The sequence below is a fragment of the Ensifer sp. WSM1721 genome, assembly GCF_000513895.2.
GTDB lineage: Bacteria > Pseudomonadota > Alphaproteobacteria > Rhizobiales > Rhizobiaceae > Sinorhizobium.
This window is the reverse complement of the sequence record NZ_CP165782.1, coordinates 1627834-1641015: the sequence shown is the minus strand read 5'-3', so window position 1 is coordinate 1641015 and position 13182 is coordinate 1627834. Positions and strand designations below refer to the sequence as shown.

Genomic DNA, 13182 nt, shown 5'->3' with positions numbered 1-13182 from the left:
ATGGTTCAGGCGGTGATGGAGAAACAACCGGATGGGGCGGCCGAGAGACGTGAGACGGTTCTTTCCGTTCGCGACCTGACGGTCGGTTTCGGCGACAATATCGTCCTCGACAGGCTCAATCTCGAAGTCCTGCGTGGCGAGATTCTCGGCTTCGTGGGTGCGTCGGGCACCGGCAAGTCGGTGCTGATGCGCACAGTGTTGCGGCTTCTGCCGAAGCGCTCGGGAAAGATCGAGATTCTTGGTGCGGATTACGACAAGATAACCGAGGCCGAGCGCATCGCCCTCGATATGCGCCTCGGCGTGCTGTTCCAGCACGGCGCGCTCTTTTCAGCCCTGACGGTGCGTGAGAATATTCAGGTGCCGATGCGCGAATATCTCGACCTGCCGCAGGATCTGATGGATGAACTGGCACGCTTGAAGATCGAGCTGGTCGGGCTGGCGCCGGAGGCGGCGGAGAAATATCCGTCCGAGCTTTCCGGGGGTATGATCAAGCGCGCGGCGCTTGCGCGCGCGCTCGCGCTCGACCCCGATCTCGTGTTTCTCGACGAGCCGACCTCGGGCCTCGATCCGATCGGCGCGGCAGAGTTCGACGAGTTGATCGGCAAGTTGCGGGACACGCTTGGATTGACCGTGTATATGGTGACACACGATCTGGACAGTCTGTTTTCGGTCTGTGACCGGATCGCCGTCCTCGGTCAGAAGCGCGTTCTGGTCGAGGGGACTATCGAGGACATGCTCGCCTGCGACGAGCCGTGGGTAAAATCCTATTTCCGCGGCAAGCGTGCGCGGGCGATCGTGCACGAGAGCGGCTGACGCAGCGGGGATGAACGCAAAGATTGCCGGCAGAGGCGGGCGGCAAAGCAGAGTGAAAGGGCGGCAGGGGCCGCAAAGGTAGTCGGAGCCGATGGAAACTAAAGCAAACTATGCCATTGTCGGCTTTTTCACGGTGTTCGTCATCGCCGCCGCCTTCGGTTTTGTCTACTGGATGGCGCAGTACGGCCGCAGCGGCCAGATGGTCGAACTCATCGTCAACATTCCGGGGTCCGCCAACGGTTTGTCGGTCGGTTCGCCGGTGCGCTTCAACGGCATCAACGTCGGTAGCGTCCGCAATCTTGCAATCGACGCCAACGATCCGCGTTACTCCATAGCGATCACCGAGGTTTCGGCCGACGCACCCGTTCTGAAGTCCACCAGGGCGACGTTGGAAGTACAGGGCCTGACCGGTGCAGCCTATATCGAGCTCAGCGGTGGGCGCAAGGGTGACGAGAACATTCTCAAGACGGCGTTGGAAAAAGGGACGCAGGCGCATATCCTCGCCGACCAGTCGAGCGTCACCAGCCTGCTTGCGACCGCCGACCAGATTCTCGACCGCGCGAACACGGCGATCACCGACATCCAGGGCTTCGTGACCGATGTCCGCGCCCCGCTGACGTCTACGATCGGCAATGCCGAGCGCTTCTCCAAGGCGCTCGCCGACAATTCCGGGGCGATCGATGAATTCCTGAAGAGCGTCGAGGAGCTTTCAGGATCGATCAACGCCGCGTCAAAGAAGCTCGACACCACGCTTGCGAGCGCCGATACGCTCATCAAGTCGGTCGATCCGAAGAGGGTCGAGACGATCGTCGGCAACGTCGAGCAGTTGAGCAAGGACCTGAAGGCGGCGTCAGGCGGCGTCTCGGAAACGGTAACGGCATTCAGGCGAACCGTCGAAACCTACGACCAGTTCGGCAAGAATGCGCAGGAGACGCTGAAGCGCGTCGATTCGCTGGTCGCCTCCGTCGACAGGCAGAAGGTCGAGCTCGTCGTCAACGATATCTCCGCCGCAAGCGCGGATGCCCGCAAGACCGTGGCGCAGATATCCAACTTCGCGGAGAAGATCTCGGCGCGGCAGCAAGACATCGACCAGACGATCACCGATTTCACGCAGATGTCGAACAAGCTGAATGCGGCCTCGAACCGCGTCGACAGCATTCTGGTGAAAATCGACGGGTTCCTCGGCGATGCAAATGCTCCGTCGCTTTCGGCAGAAGCGCGCGCAACGTTGGAGTCCTTCCGGAAGATGGCCGACAATCTCAATGCTCAGCTCGGCCCCATTGCGGAGAACCTGAGGCGCTTTTCGAATTCGGGGCTGCGGGACGTAGAGACGCTCGTCTCCGACACGCGGCGCACCGTGCAAAGCCTCCAGAGCACGATTTCCAATTTCGACAGAAATCCGCAGCGTCTCCTATTCGGCGGCGAAACTGTTAAGCAATATGATGGCCGCACGCGCCGGTGATTCGCTGATCGTCGGTCGCGGGGTGGTTGCGTGGGGGCGGGGAGCCGGGCGGCGCCGCGTTGATTGGGGATATTTTGCGTATGGGTTTTCCGGGTCTGGTAGCTTTTCGTGGCGCGGGGGCGGCCCGGTCTGCATTGGTTCTTACATTGGCGATGATGCTGGCGGGCTGCGGCACGCGGCAGGCGGTCAATGATACGTTCAGCCTGGCGACAGTACCCGTCGTGGAGCGTCCAGCGGCGACGAACCGCCAGATTCTCGTGCCGGAGCCGACGGCGCTGAAGACGCTTGCGAGCGACCAGATCGTCGTTCGCCTGTCTAAGGCGGAATTGCAATTTCTCGCCAGAGCCCAATGGGGCGACAGCCTGCCGCGCATGGTGCAGGATCGGCTCGTCCAGACTTTCGACAACACGGGCAGGGTCGGGGGCGTGGGCAAGCCCGGCCAGGGACTTGCCATCGATTATCAGCTGATCACAGAACTCCGTGCCTTCGAGATCTCCACGGATGGGGCGCCCACCGCCGTCGTCGAGATTTTCGCCAAGATCCTGAATGATCGTAACGGAACGGTTCGGACGCAAAAGGCGTTCCGGGCGGTCGCTCCAGTGCGGGGGGCCGGGAACCCCGCCTTCGTCACCGCGCTCGATGCGGCTTTCGCCCGGGTGGCGGCCGATATTGTCGGCTGGACCCTCGCTTCGATCTGACGTGGGCGAAACTCTGGCGCTTCGGCGGTCGAAAACCTTTTGCCCCTCATCTGCCTGCCGGCATCTTCTCCCCATGAATGGGGCGAAGAGCGCTGCTGGCTACGTTTCGCCACTCTTCGGCGTAGCTGGTATGCGGCAAAGAGTTACGACAGGGACTTTTCTCCCTGTGACAACGGGGAGAAGATGCCCGCAGGCAGATGAGGGCAGGGCCGCGGCAGGTTCGAGAAGCTTTGAAGCGGCGCTCAGCCTCTGCCGGTCTTCGAAAGCCCGATTTGATTGATCACGTCCGCGACACCCTCGATGGCCCTTGCCGCTTCTTCGGCACGGGCAATTTCTGCCTCTGTTGCCACCGTTCCGCCCAGAACGACCGTGTTGCCGGTACAGGTCACGGTCAGGTCGACGGCGTCGAGGCCTGGCGAGACGGCGAGCGAATGCGCGACGCGGCGCTCGAGCTCGGCCGGTTGCTCGGCAGGCAGTCGCTCGGGTTCGTTGCCGAAGAATGTCCGTTTCTTGAAAATCATGGGGCGTTCCCTTTCTCGCGGAAGGTAACGCGCCCCGGGGGCGATTTGTTCGCCCTTCTCGCTCACCCGTCCGATTTAGGGCCAGCGCACGAGCGGGGGCAGGGACGAGAGGATCGATTCGACATTGCCGCCGGTCTTGAGACCGAAGATCGTGCCGCGGTCGTAGAGCAGATTGAACTCGACATATCGGCCGCGGCGCACCAGTTGCTCCTCGCGGTCCTCCTCGGTCCAAGCGGTGTCGAAGTTGCTCCGAACGATCTTTGGATAGACGAGCGCAAAGGCCTTGCCGACGTCGCGGGTGAAGGCGAAGTCCGCATCCCAGCCACCGAGCTCCTCGGAAGAATGCAGCCAGTCGTAGAAGATCCCCCCGGTGCCGCGCGGCTCGTTCCTGTGTTTCAGGAAGAAATACTCGTCGCACCATTCCTTGAACTTCGCGTGATCGGCGACCGCGTGTCGGTTGCAGGCGATCTCCATCGCCCGGTGGAAAATCACGGTGTCCGGATCGGTCATGACGCGCCGGCGGTCAAGAACGGGCGTCAGGTCGGCTCCGCCGCCGAACCAGTTGCTCGTGGTCACGACCATACGTGTGTTCATATGCACCGCGGGCACATTCGGATTGACCGGGTGAGCGATCAGCGAAATACCCGAAGCCCAGAAACGCGGATCTTCGCTCGCGCCCGGGATCTGGTTTCGGAACTCGGGCGAAAATTCGCCGAAGACCGTCGACGTATGGACGCCGACCTTCTCGAACACACGCCCTTGCATCATCGACATGCGCCCGCCGCCGCCGGCGCCTTCCTCGCGCAGCCAGTCCTTGGCGACGAAACGGCCCGGTGGGCGATCCGAGAGCGGGCCCGTCAGGTCGTCCTCGATCGTCTCGAAGGCCGCGCAGATCGTGTCGCGCAGGCTTTCGAACCACGCCTTCGCGACAGCCTTTTTGTCTTCTATATCGGCCGTCAGGCCCTGCGGCAATTGCGGTCTTTCCATGAGAATTCAAGTTCCGTTCGCGGATTTCCGTGTCGGAAAGCCGGAGATTCGTTCGTGTCGCCACAGTTCATATTTTTGAGCGGATGGCAACGTGGCACGGTGTCAGCGACAGTCTAGCGCAAGGCTCAGGCGTAAGAGTGATCTGGAGCGTCAAATCCGATCGATAGAGGCGTAAAGCGTTGATGGCAAAGGGCTGGCAATAGTGCCACGCTCATCCTATCTTTTGGCCAGAGGTATAGCCCATGGCGAAGATACCCCCAGGACCGCCGCTCGATGGCTTGCGGCGCCAGATCGCCCGGCACCGCCGGGAACATTCCGCGCGAAGCGACAAACTTTTCGTGCGTGAGACGTTTCGGCTTGAACGCAACGCCGCCCGTGCCAAGGCGCGCGAATGGTTCGAGACCTGGCCCAAGGCCGCCTACTGGACCGAGGTGGAAAGCTGGCGTCAGCTCGAGGGCGGGGAGATCGAGTTCACAATGCGCCGACTGCCGAGCGCGGACTGATCGGACCGCTGTCACGTGGTAGAGCCGCACGCCCGACACGCGGGGAAAAATTCCTTTTGAGATCGTTAGCCGTGTGGCCAAAGTCACGCTGACACGCTAAACCGGTTGGTGCCCTCCAACTTCGCACCATTCCTGCGTGCATCCCAACCGGCTTCGCTCCATGCCCGTCTTCCGCTCGGTCGTCATCCTGTCCGCCACGCAAATCATTGCCTGGGCAACGATGTTCATGTTCGTGTCAGTGACGGCGGATGGAATGGCCGGTGATTTGGGGATGAAGCCTTCCAGCATCTATCTGGGGCCGACCGTCATGCTGGTGGGGATGGCGCTTTGTTCACCGCCGCTGGCATCACTCTATGCGCGCATCGGTGCTCGGCGCGTGCTCTCTCTTGGTTCGGCGCTTGCCGCGCCCGGGCTGTGGCTGCTCGCACTCGCCGATGGCCCTCCTTCCTATTTCGCGGCCTGGGTCGTTCTCGGCATGGCGGGTGCTGCCACGCTGACGACGTCGGCCCATGTCTTTCTGACCGAGATCGCCGGGGCGGGCGCGCGCCGCGCGATCGCCGCGCAGATGCTCGCCATGGCCCTGGCGCCCAGCATTTCTTGGCCCGTCACCGTCTTCTGCGAGGGGGCGCTCGGATGGCGGGGTACCTTCGCGCTGTACGGTGCAGTTATGCTTTTTGTCTGCGCGCCGTTGCATTTCCTGGCGCTGCCGCGAAGCCAAACGGCGGCTAAGACCTTTCCGCTCAGCGCTGCCGGGAAAGCTGAGCCAGCGGCAGCCGGCCGCCATTGGCACATCGTTGCGCTGATAACCGCAGCGGTGGCGCTCAACGGCTTCGTTACCTGGGGATTTCAGCTCGTCGTTATCGATCTCTTCCGCAGCTTCGCGGTGCCGGATTATTTCGCCGTCGGCTTCGGCTCGGCGATCGGCTTCATCCAGCTTTCGGCGCGGCTCTTCGACTTTCTCGGCGGCAACCGCTGGGATGGGGTGACGACCGGTCTCGTCGCAGCGGCGATCATGCCGCTCGCGCTCCTCGCTCTGATTCTTGGTGCCGGCGCAACGTGGTCGATTGTTCTGTTCCTCGTACTTTACGGGCTTTCGAGCGGCGCCATGTCCGTCAGCCGCGCGACGATGCCGCTCGTCTTCTTCTCGCCGCCGCAATATGCGGCGGTGATGGCGCGCCTCGGGCTGCCGCTCAACCTGGCCTTCGCGGCAGCTCCGCCGTTCTTCTCTTTCGTCCTTGGTGAAGCGGGAAATGGCTGGGCGCTTTCGGTTGCGCTGTTCTTTTCGCTCGGTGCTCTCGCGAGCATGATTCTGCTTGCCCGGATGCGGTCCGCTCCGTGAGCCTAGTTCGCTTCGTGCTCCACCCCATCCATCGGATCGATGAGGCGGGGGCCCACGCCCTCGGTCGCGAGAACGTCATCGGGATTGCGCAGGGGGCAGTCTCGCATAGAGAGACAACCGCAACCGATGCAGCCGGTCAACTGATCGCGCAAGGCCGTGAGCTTGGCGATGCGCTCGTCGAGCTGCTGCCGCCAGACATTCGACAGCCGCCCCCAGTCTTCCACCGTCAGCGGACGGTCGTCGGGGAGCACCGATAGGGCGGCTTGGATCTCCGCCAGCGGAATTCCGGTACGCTGGGCCACCTTGATTACCGCCACGCGTCTCAAGATCGCCCGCGGATAACGCCGCTGGTTGCCGCGGCTGCGGTAGCTGCGGATAAGCCCTTTGGATTCATAAAAATGAAGTGCGGACACTGCGACGCCGCTACGCTCGGCGACTTCGCCGACCGTCAGCTCGCGTGCGAAATCACTTCCCTTGTCTTTTTTCATGGATGCTATTGACCTCAACTATACTTGAGGTTCTATAGCATGAGCTCCAGGTAACCGACAACACGGAGCTGAAACAGCATGACAGAGAAGATGACCCTCGCCTTGATCTATGGCAGCGCGCGGCAGGGCCGTTTCTGCGATACGGTCGCCAGTTGGCTGATCAGAGAGCTTTCGACTTCCGACATCTTCAGCCTGACGATCATCGATCCCATGCGATTGAGAAGCTCCCGGGGCGAGAAGAACCAGGATCCCGCTGAATGGATGGAGCGGAAGGTGGCCGAGGCGGACGCCTTCATTGTCGTCACGCCTGAATACAATCATGGCTATCCCGCGGCGCTGAAGGAAATGATCGATGCGGTCTACGAGCCTTGGCACGCCAAACCGGTCGCTTTCGTTTCCTATGGCGGTGCATCCGGCGGCATTCGGGCGGTCGAGCAGTTGCGCCAGGTTTTCGGGGAGTTGCATGCGGTCACCTTGCGTGACGGGATCGCCATTCCCAAGGCCTGGTCGAAATTCGATGCAGCAGGCAATCTTTACAAGCCCGAGGAGATGCGCGCGCCGCTGTTCCTGATGATGGACCGGCTGATCTGGTGGGCGCGCAGCCTCAAACATGCCCGTAAGACCACGCCTTACAACGAGATCGCGGCATGACGGGCATGTCCACGGCAGCGCGGCGAGACGTCGCATCTTCCGGGCCCGGCTCAGAACCCGTCGATTTGCCGCAGCGCCTCGCCAGCGATCATCGCGGTCGCCATGGCGATGTTGAGCGAACGTTGGCCGGGCGCCATCGGAATGAGGATGCGTCCGTCGGCGCGCTCATGCACATGATCGGGAACGCCGGCGCTTTCCCTGCCAAACAGGAGAATGTCGTCCGGCCGAAAGCGGAAGCGCGTGTAGGGTTCGGCTGCCTTGGTGGAGGCGAGCACGAGGCGTCGGCCAGTGCCCGCCCGCCAGGCCTCGAAACGCTCCCAGTTGAGATGCCGGGTGAGCGTTACGGCCGCGATATAATCCATGCCGGAGCGCTTGAGATTGCGGTCCGAAAGATCGAAGCCGGCGGGCTCGATGATATCGACGGACAGTCCGAGGCAGACGGCAAGCCTGAGGATCGTTCCGGTATTGCCTGGAATATCGGGCTGGTAGAGGGCGATGCGCAGATCTTTCGTGGTCATTCAGAGAAGTCCGGGATTGGCGGCAAGCGGAAACATGAAAGCTCCTATGACACCGATCCGCTCTGCGATCCATCGTGCGATTTGCGGCATGGTTCATTCGAACTTGCTGGTTTTGCGCCCCCTAATTTGTGCCGTATCGGCAACAGGCTGGAGGCCGATGAAAAAATAGGCATGAAAATGCCTGCGACAATCTGGCGTAGCGGCGCGAATGAGGGTAAAGCTCAGTCCTCTTCAACGCGAACCGAAGGAGGCATGCATGACTGTTTTGATGTTGACACGCCTCTCTGGGGTAAAGTGGCCTTTCCTGGGCTGACCGGTTCCGCGCTTTTTCCTTCTGTCGATCGAATGACGCGTGCTCCGGTTCTCCGGAGTGTATAGTGCCGTTGTGGGCGCCATTCCGGATTGCATTTCTTCAAAGATCAAGAATGCGGGGAGACCCGCCTTCCTTCAAAATATCTGAAGGAGCTAGACAATGTTCGGCTGGTTTGAATCCCGCCTCAACCCTTATCCGATGGAAGAGCCGACGCTTCCGCCGAAGGGACTCTTTGCCTTCTGCTGGCACTATTCGAAGCCGGCTGCGCCGTGGCTTTTGATCATGTCCATCTGCACGATGCTGATCGCGGTCGGCGAGGTGGCGCTTTTCCAATTCCTCGGCGATGTCGTTGATTGGCTGTCGAATGCGGACCGCGCGACCTTTCTCGCGGCAGAAGGCGGCAGGCTCGCCTGGATGGGCGCGTTGATTCTCATCGGCCTGCCGGGCCTGGTTGCGCTCGATTCGTTCGTGATGCATCAGGTACTGCTCGGCAACTATCCGATGATCGCGCGGTGGCAGATGCACCGCTACCTGCTGCGCCAGAGCATGACCTTCTTCGCCAATGAGTTCGCTGGGCGCGTGGCCACGAAAGTCATGCAGACGTCGCTTGCGGTACGCGAAACGGTGATGAAGATCCTCGACGTCTTCGTCTATGTCGTGAGCTATTTCGCGACCATGCTGATCGTCGTGGCGACGGCCGACTGGCGTCTGGTAGCTCCGCTCGCGATCTGGCTGGTTATCTACATCGCTATAGTCACCTATTTCGTGCCGCGACTGCAGAAGATCTCCAAAGAGCAGGCGGACGCGCGCTCGATGATGACCGGGCGGATCGTCGACAGCTACACCAATATCGGCACGGTGAAGCTGTTCTCCCATGCGGGCCGCGAAGAGACCTATGCGCGCGCCGGCATGGAAGAGTTCCTGGACACCGTCTACCGGCAGATGCGCAAGGTTACGTTGTTCCACATATTCGTGTACACGAACAACTGCTTGGCTCTCTTCGCCGTCGGCGCTCTCGGGATCTACCTCTGGCTGACGAGCGCGATGTCGGTCGGAGCAGTCGCCGTCGCTATCGGCCTCGCCATGCGCATCAACGGCATGTCGCAATGGATCATGTGGGAAGTCTCGGCGCTCTTTGAAAATATCGGCACGGTCTATGACGGCATGGGTATGATGACCAAGGCGCACGACATCGTCGACCGACCGAACGCGGCGGCGCTCAAGGCCGAGAAAGGCGCGATCACCTTCGAGAACGTCCGCTTTCACTACGGTAAGGCGAAAGGTGTCATCGATCGGCTGTCGCTCGATATCCGCCCCGGCGAGAAGATCGGCCTCGTCGGCCGCTCCGGCGCCGGCAAGACGACATTGATGAACCTGCTGTTGCGCTTCTACGACCTGGAACAGGGTGTGGTCCGCATCGACGGCGTGGATATCTCCACGGTGACGCAGGACAGCCTGCGATCGCAGATCGGCGTCGTCACGCAGGACACCTCGCTGCTGCATCGCTCCATTCGCGACAACATCGCCTATGGGCATCCGGAAACAAGCGATGCAGAGATTATCGCCGCGGCGAAAAAGGCGAACGCCTGGGATTTCATCCAGGCGCTAGAAGACAATCTGGGCCGGCGAGGGCTCGACGCGCAGGTGGGGGAACGCGGGGTGAAACTTTCCGGCGGCCAGCGCCAGCGGATCGCGATCGCCCGCGTCTTCCTGAAGGACGCGCCGATCCTGGTCCTCGACGAAGCGACCTCGGCGCTCGATTCCGAGGTGGAGGCGGCGATCCAGGAGAACCTTTTCGCATTGATGTCCGGCAAGACCGTGATCGCGATTGCCCACCGGCTGTCGACGCTTACCGAGATGGATCGGCTGGTCATCCTCGAAGCGGGCCGGATCGTCGAGACGGGGCCCCATATCGAACTCGTCGCCAAGGGGGGGCTTTATGCCGATCTTTGGTCACGCCAGTCCGGCGGCTTCATCGCCGACGATGTTGAAAAAGAGGAGGCGGCGGAGTAATCCGCCGCCTCGACGCTTCCCGGCAGACCTTACGCATTTGTAATGAGCGCGGCAGCGGAAACCGATTGCCGCCTTTTCAGAACCGCCTATATCGGAACAATGCTCAGCGCCATCGTCAGGATTTTCGAGAACTGGGTAAAACCCTTCGCGCCTCGGGAACGGCTGCAGCCGCCGCGGTCCCTCTGGGGCTTCGCCTGGTTCTATGCGAGCCAGGCGAAAGGCCCGTTCTTCGCCATGGCGGTTCTTGGCGGCCTGGTGGCGATGCTCGAGGCCGGGCTTTTCTATTTCGTCGGGCGGCTGGTCGATATCCTCGACGCGGTGCAGCCGCAGGACGGTTGGAGCGGGCTGATATCGGCGAACGGGCCGGAGCTGCTCTTCATGCTGCTGACTGTGCTCGTCTTCCGCTTCGTCGCGGTTGCGATCGCGGCTCTCGTCGAGGAGCAATCGATCATCACCGGATTCCTCAACCTGGTCCGCTGGCAGTCCTATGTACACGTCGCGCGGCAATCGCTGACCTTCTTCCAGAACGATTTTTCCGGGCGCATCGTTACCAAGGTGTGGACCGGCGCTCAGGCGACGAGCGACCTCATCGTCTCGCTGCTGCAGGTCGTCTGGTTCATCGTCATCTACACGGCCTCGACAATGGCGCTGATCGCGCAGCTCGATGGGCGGCTGGCGGCGATGGTGGCGTTCTGGATCGTGGTCTTCCTTTCGCTTGCCCGGTATTTCGTTCCGCGCGTGCGCAAGCACGCCCGCGAAACGGCGGAGATGGCATCGATGCTCAACGGGCGCATGGTCGATGCCTATGCGAACATCCAGACGCTTAAGCTCTTCGGCAGCGACGAGGAGAACGACCGCTATATCCGCGCCGGCTTCGACCGGTTCCAAGGGGCGGTCATCCCCTTCACGCGTCTGCTGACGGCCGTGCGCGCGTCGCTGGCGCTGCTCTCCGGCCTGATGATCACGGCGATCGCCATCTATTCGGTTCATCTGTGGCTGGCGGGTGCCGTCAGTTCCGGCGCAGTGGCCTTCACATTGGCGCTGGTGCTGCGTCTCAACATGCTGCTCGGCCGCATGATGACACAGTTCAACGCGATCATGCGCAATATCGGCACGATCCAGAATTCGGCCGAACTCGTGTCACAGCCGATCGGGCTCGTCGACCAGCGGGGCGCGCCCGATCTCAAAGTTAGCCGGCCGGAGATTCGTTTCGAGCATGTGACGTTTCATTACGGCAAGGGCGGCGGGGTCATCGACGATTTTTCGCTGACGATCCGCCCCGGCGAAAAAGTGGGCATCGTCGGCCGCTCGGGCGCCGGCAAGTCGACCCTCGTCAATCTGCTGCTGCGCTTCTATGATCTCGAAGGCGGGCGCATCCTGATCGACGGACAGGATATCGCGGCGGTCCGGCAGGAATCGCTGAGGGCGCACATAGGCATGGTGAGCCAGGATACGTCGCTTCTGCACCGATCGATCCGCGACAACATTCTCTTTGGTCGGCCGGGCGCGAGCGAAGAGCAATTGATCGAAGCGGCGCGTCGGGCGGAAGCCTATGACTTCATCGTCGACCTGCAGGACCAGCGCGGCCGCAGGGGCTTCGATGCCCATGTCGGCGAACGTGGCGTCAAGCTCTCCGGCGGCCAGCGCCAGAGGATCGCCATAGCCCGCGTCATGCTCAAGGACGCACCGATCCTCGTTCTCGACGAAGCGACCTCGGCGCTCGACTCGGAGGTCGAGGCAGCGATCCAGTCGAACCTCGAACGCCTGATGCAGGGAAAGACCGTGCTTGCCATCGCCCACCGGCTCTCGACCATCGCCGCGCTCGACCGGCTTGTGGTCATGGATAGGGGGCGCATCGTTGAGGATGGCACCCATGCCGAACTGATCGCGCGTGGCGGCCTTTACGCCGACCTTTGGTCCCGTCAGTCGGGCGGCTTCATCGCGCGGGAAGAGGCAGCGGAATAGAGCGCCCGGGCAGCCCTCCGGACGGGCCCCGCGATCGCCCCAACCCCTTGTGCCAATTGGCCGCGCTTTTCCCCCGCGACAATCTGCCCGCCACCCCTTGTCAAGGCTGGACATAATTTGCGATCAAGCATAGAACGCGCCGGATTGATGGGGAATCTGCGTGCAGAATTCTCCGGATTCTGACATCCGATCCGAAGCTTGCTCGACAGGTTGGGTAGGGTGCCAGCGTTGACTAGGGCGTGCTTCCTTGGCCCGGGACGGGCAGGAGACGCGCCGGGGGCGGATGCGGTTTCCGCACTATTGCGTGAGAGGATGTTTTGGCCGTGAGCGAACACGAGACTTCAAGCGAGACCCTGGGCGAGCCCACTCGCCGCGACTTTTTGTACCTGGCCACTGGCATGGCCGGCGTCGTCGGCGCCGGTGCAGCGGCTTGGCCGTTCATCGACCAGATGCGCCCGGATGCTTCGACGCTCGCGCTCGCTTCGATCGAGGTCGACGTTTCGAGCCTGCAGCCCGGCATGTCGCTGACGGCGAAGTGGCGCGGCAAGCCGGTCTTCATCCGCAACCGCACCGACAAGGAAGTCGAGGATGCGAAAGCCGTGCCGCTCGAGGAACTGAAGGACCCGGTCGCGCGCAATGCCAATCTGGAGGCGGATGCGCAGGCGACCGACCTCGATCGCTCCGCCGGCGAAGGCAAGGAAAACTGGATCGTGATGATCGGCTCCTGCACCCATCTCGGCTGCGTGCCGCTCGGCCAGGCCGGTGATTTTGGTGGCTGGTTCTGTCCCTGCCACGGCTCGCACTACGATACGGCCGGCCGCATCCGCAAGGGCCCGGCGCCGGAGAACCTCCCCGTGCCGACCTTCACGTTCGTTTCCGACACAGTTATCAAGATCGGTTGAGGGGACTAC

Annotated in this window: 13 protein-coding genes; 9 read left to right on the top strand and 4 right to left on the bottom strand. The window is 62.0% G+C overall.

What is annotated here, in order from left to right:
* The 3 genes from M728_RS08035 to M728_RS08025 all read left to right on the top strand — a co-directional run bounded on the left by M728_RS08035 (nt 1) and on the right by M728_RS08025 (nt 2973).
* Nucleotides 1-813 (top strand): ABC transporter ATP-binding protein, encoded by an 813-nt coding sequence (locus M728_RS08035; protein ID WP_026623035.1) that lies wholly within the window; start codon nt 1-3, stop codon nt 811-813.
* 91 nt (nt 814-904) lie between these two features.
* A complete protein-coding gene (locus tag M728_RS08030) occupies nt 905-2275 on the top strand; it encodes an MlaD family protein (protein WP_026623036.1) in 1371 nt (456 codons plus the stop codon).
* Nucleotides 2276-2355: 80 nt separating this feature from the next.
* Complete coding sequence (locus M728_RS08025) at nt 2356-2973, top strand: ABC-type transport auxiliary lipoprotein family protein (RefSeq protein WP_026623037.1); 618 nt, start codon at nt 2356-2358, stop codon at nt 2971-2973.
* A gap of 242 nt (nt 2974-3215) precedes the next feature.
* Here M728_RS08025 and M728_RS08020 read toward each other — a convergent pair whose 3' ends face one another.
* Together M728_RS08020 and hemF are read right to left on the bottom strand one after the other, a co-directional pair.
* Complete coding sequence (locus M728_RS08020) at nt 3216-3494, bottom strand: BON domain-containing protein (protein ID WP_026623038.1); 279 nt, start codon at nt 3492-3494, stop codon at nt 3216-3218.
* Between the two features lie 75 nt (nt 3495-3569).
* Nucleotides 3570-4481, bottom strand: coding sequence for an oxygen-dependent coproporphyrinogen oxidase (hemF, locus tag M728_RS08015; protein WP_026623039.1), 912 nt, complete (start codon nt 4479-4481; stop codon nt 3570-3572).
* A gap of 242 nt (nt 4482-4723) precedes the next feature.
* Here hemF and M728_RS08010 point away from each other — a divergent pair, with 242 nt between their 5' ends.
* Both M728_RS08010 and M728_RS08005 read left to right on the top strand, forming a co-directional pair.
* Nucleotides 4724-4984, top strand: a complete 261-nt coding sequence (locus tag M728_RS08010) for a hypothetical protein (RefSeq protein ID WP_026623040.1) — start codon at nt 4724-4726, stop codon at nt 4982-4984.
* A 160-nt stretch (nt 4985-5144) separates the two neighbouring features.
* Nucleotides 5145-6323 carry an MFS transporter gene (locus M728_RS08005; protein WP_026623041.1) on the top strand — a complete coding sequence of 393 codons (1179 nt, stop codon included), beginning with the start codon at nt 5145-5147 and terminating at the stop codon, nt 6321-6323.
* Nucleotides 6324-6325: 2 nt separating this feature from the next.
* Here the strand turns inward: M728_RS08005 and soxR are convergent, their stop codons facing one another.
* Nucleotides 6326-6811 carry a redox-sensitive transcriptional activator SoxR gene (soxR, locus tag M728_RS08000; protein ID WP_026623042.1) on the bottom strand — a complete coding sequence of 162 codons (486 nt, stop codon included), beginning with the start codon at nt 6809-6811 and terminating at the stop codon, nt 6326-6328.
* Nucleotides 6812-6889: 78 nt separating this feature from the next.
* Between soxR and M728_RS07995 the strand changes: the two genes are divergently transcribed.
* On the top strand, nt 6890-7462 hold the full coding sequence (locus tag M728_RS07995; RefSeq protein ID WP_026623043.1) for an NADPH-dependent FMN reductase: 573 nt from the start codon (nt 6890-6892) through the stop codon (nt 7460-7462).
* Nucleotides 7463-7512: 50 nt separating this feature from the next.
* Here the strand turns inward: M728_RS07995 and M728_RS07990 are convergent, their stop codons facing one another.
* Nucleotides 7513-7980, bottom strand: coding sequence for a tRNA (cytidine(34)-2'-O)-methyltransferase (locus M728_RS07990; RefSeq protein ID WP_026623044.1), 468 nt, complete (start codon nt 7978-7980; stop codon nt 7513-7515).
* 472 nt (nt 7981-8452) lie between these two features.
* Between M728_RS07990 and M728_RS07985 the strand changes: the two genes are divergently transcribed.
* The 3 genes from M728_RS07985 to petA all read left to right on the top strand — a co-directional run bounded on the left by M728_RS07985 (nt 8453) and on the right by petA (nt 13173).
* Complete coding sequence (locus M728_RS07985) at nt 8453-10306, top strand: ABC transporter ATP-binding protein (RefSeq protein ID WP_026623045.1); 1854 nt, start codon at nt 8453-8455, stop codon at nt 10304-10306.
* Between the two features lie 42 nt (nt 10307-10348).
* Entirely contained in the window at nt 10349-12271 is a 1923-nt protein-coding gene (locus M728_RS07980) for an ABC transporter ATP-binding protein (protein ID WP_026623046.1), read from the top strand.
* Between the two features lie 323 nt (nt 12272-12594).
* Nucleotides 12595-13173: a ubiquinol-cytochrome c reductase iron-sulfur subunit gene (gene petA, locus M728_RS07975; protein ID WP_026623047.1), complete on the top strand. Its 579-nt coding sequence runs from the start codon at nt 12595-12597 to the stop codon at nt 13171-13173.
* Nucleotides 13174-13182: the final 9 nt, after the last annotated feature.

Coding starts and splice junctions, on each gene's coding strand:
- M728_RS08035 (WP_026623035.1), top strand. CDS start 1: ATGGTTCAGGCGGTGATGGAGAAACAACCGGATGGGGCGGCCGAGAGA.
- M728_RS08030 (WP_026623036.1), top strand. CDS start 905: ATGGAAACTAAAGCAAACTATGCCATTGTCGGCTTTTTCACGGTGTTC.
- M728_RS08025 (WP_026623037.1), top strand. CDS start 2,356: ATGGGTTTTCCGGGTCTGGTAGCTTTTCGTGGCGCGGGGGCGGCCCGG.
- M728_RS08020 (WP_026623038.1), bottom strand. CDS start 3,494: ATGATTTTCAAGAAACGGACATTCTTCGGCAACGAACCCGAGCGACTG.
- hemF (WP_026623039.1), bottom strand. CDS start 4,481: ATGGAAAGACCGCAATTGCCGCAGGGCCTGACGGCCGATATAGAAGAC.
- M728_RS08010 (WP_026623040.1), top strand. CDS start 4,724: ATGGCGAAGATACCCCCAGGACCGCCGCTCGATGGCTTGCGGCGCCAG.
- M728_RS08005 (WP_026623041.1), top strand. CDS start 5,145: ATGCCCGTCTTCCGCTCGGTCGTCATCCTGTCCGCCACGCAAATCATT.
- soxR (WP_026623042.1), bottom strand. CDS start 6,811: ATGAAAAAAGACAAGGGAAGTGATTTCGCACGCGAGCTGACGGTCGGC.
- M728_RS07995 (WP_026623043.1), top strand. CDS start 6,890: ATGACAGAGAAGATGACCCTCGCCTTGATCTATGGCAGCGCGCGGCAG.
- M728_RS07990 (WP_026623044.1), bottom strand. CDS start 7,980: ATGACCACGAAAGATCTGCGCATCGCCCTCTACCAGCCCGATATTCCA.
- M728_RS07985 (WP_026623045.1), top strand. CDS start 8,453: ATGTTCGGCTGGTTTGAATCCCGCCTCAACCCTTATCCGATGGAAGAG.
- M728_RS07980 (WP_026623046.1), top strand. CDS start 10,349: ATGAGCGCGGCAGCGGAAACCGATTGCCGCCTTTTCAGAACCGCCTAT.